The 1,937-nt window shown below is 25.0% G+C and carries 1 protein-coding gene; it reads right to left on the bottom strand.

Going from position 1 to position 1,937, the window contains the following annotated elements; all coding sequences use genetic code 11:
* A partial coding sequence (locus tag GVX98_RS16700) for a DEAD/DEAH box helicase (protein ID WP_159128766.1) occupies window positions 1-1,937 on the bottom strand: 1,937 nt, incomplete at both ends.

Below are 1,937 nucleotides of genomic sequence, written 5' to 3' on the forward strand. Positions count from 1 at the left end.
AACCCAAGAGTAAGCCATGCCTTGAATAACATGTATAATTTTATTATTAAATAAATTATATATATCATTTATCATTTTTAAATAACTAAAAAAATCATCTCTTTTAAAAGAAGATAGTATATTTTTTTTATCTTTAGCATATATATATGCTTTAGATTGAATTTCAGAATTAATAGTATGATTTTCAGAAAAAACTGACACATCGATATCATTAATGTTTTTTCGCATTAAAAATCTTTCACCAGCTTCAATGATTTTCACTCTATTAGAAAGTGGAATAGATAATAGATTTGGTCCTAACTCTTTGGTTTTCTGATGAGCTAAAATTTCAGATAATAAGATCGTAGAGTACTGAACTACCGAAGGCTCTGGATTTTTTACACTGTCATTTAAATAATTTAATACTCGCTTATTTGAGGCTAGTATCGAGTTTAAATTATTGTCTAATTTAACTTCATTTTTAGAGAATATTTCATCTTTATTAAAGTTATTATCTGGCTTATTTATACAGAAAATATTACCTGTTAATTCATTCTTATATCTTCCAGCACGTCCAGCTAAATTCCAGAAATTTAATTTAGAACTTTCTTCTGAATTAGAAATTTTAAATGGATAAATAAAGACATTTTTTGTTGGCAAATTCACGCCCTCTAAAAGTGTAGATGTGCAAAAAATGTATTTTATTTTTCTTTTAGCATAAAGATCTTCTATACGTTTTCGAATAAAAGGTGGTAAACCACCATGATGAAATGCAATTTTATATTTAAGTAATTCAGCAAGAGAGAATTCATTGTGAATAAAATCAGAAATTAATTCTGATTCATTAATAAGCTCTTCATCTGTTGTAACTTCTTCCCCATTAGAAATTAAATAATTTTTAAAATTTATCGCACTATTTATACAATTTTGTCTACTTGATAAATAAACTAAATTTGAATCACTAAGAGCCCCAATTGACTGTATTAATTCAAAGTCGCTTGAATAGGATCTACTATTAGGTAAGTCTATGACTTTATTAGTGATAGTGTCATAATAAAAACACTCTTTTCTTCCAATATTAATTGAGTATAAGTTTTGAGAAACAGGACTTTCTTTAATGGTTCTACTAGCCCCATTTTCTATATTAAATATATTTAATAATATTTCTGGATTTGAAATAATAGGACAAGAAAAAATTAACTTCATCTCAGGGAATCTGTTTAAAGACTTATTTATTACTTTAAATAAAGTTATAGCTCGTTTATTCTTTTTTTCTAATAATTTGTGAGCTTCATCCACAAAAAGTATATCAATATTAACATCTAAAAAATCTTGAGAATATAGAAGGCTATTATACCTTTCTTGAGTTAAAACCAGTATATTATTTTTATCTTTACGTAGCTTTGATATGGTTTTCCCAATATTTGTATTTTCAATATTTTGTTCATTTATTATTTTTCTGAAGCTGATAATAAATTCATCTAGTAATGCTTTGGTTGGAAGTATAAAAATTATATTTTTATACTTTTGAGATAATTGAATAGCACAGTTTTTTATTAAGAATGATTTACCAATTGATGTTGGCCCAGAAAAACTAAAATACTTTTCATTTAAAATATCTTTATATAAATCATATTGATTGTTTGTATAAACTTCATTTGTACCTGTAATTGCTTGTCTAATTTTTCTTATTTCACTTATTATGCTTGTGGTCGCAGTTGTTTCTATTCTAGCTGGAGAAAAAACCTCCACAGCCGAAAATAAACCATATTTAGTTAATACTGACTTCTTTATTAATTCTTTATAATCATCTTCTTTAGTAATACTATCTATTAAAGCAATCAATTTCAGTGCTAAGTTTTTATTTATAGATTTTTCTGAACTAGATAAAAAGTCACAATATTTTAAAATTTTATTTTTATCATTGAGGTTTATATAAATATTGGATTCATTACCAT

This window comes from Acinetobacter sp. 8I-beige, from assembly GCF_902505955.1.
Lineage (GTDB): Bacteria > Pseudomonadota > Gammaproteobacteria > Pseudomonadales > Moraxellaceae > Acinetobacter > Acinetobacter johnsonii.